Annotated in this window: 1 protein-coding gene; it reads right to left on the reverse strand. The window is 62.6% G+C overall.

Translation table 11 applies throughout. The features are described from left to right. Positions 1-68 precede the first annotated feature (68 nt). Positions 69-396: ATP-binding protein (locus V5E28_RS49215; RefSeq protein ID WP_336217217.1), on the reverse strand; the 328-nt coding region annotated here is incomplete at its 5' end.

Here is a 396-nt window from a genome sequence, read left to right on the forward strand (position 1 = left end):
TGTCAACGACGGCCCAATCCTGACCCCTTTGCGACATGTGAATCTTGACCCCCTGATGTTGTCGTTGACTACTGTTCGTGCTCGGGTTGGGCCGGTGGGACTCGGCCCAGATCGCGGTTCTTCAGCCGGTAGCTGTCTCCCTTCAGTGAGATCACTTCGGCGTGGTGGACGAGGCGGTCGATCATGGCGGCGGCGACCACGTCGTCGCCGAACACCTCGCCCCAGCGGCCGAATGGCTTGTTGCTGGTGACGATCAGTGAAGCGCGTTCGTAACGGCTGGAGACCAGCTGGAAGAACAGGTTGGCGGCCTCGGGCTCGAACGGGATGTAGCCGACCTCGTCCACGATCAGGACCGGGATGCGGGCCAGTTTGACCAACTCGTCCTGCAACCGGCCG

Source organism: Nonomuraea sp. LPB2021202275-12-8 (genome assembly GCF_037044575.1).
Taxonomy (GTDB): domain Bacteria; phylum Actinomycetota; class Actinomycetes; order Streptosporangiales; family Streptosporangiaceae; genus Nonomuraea.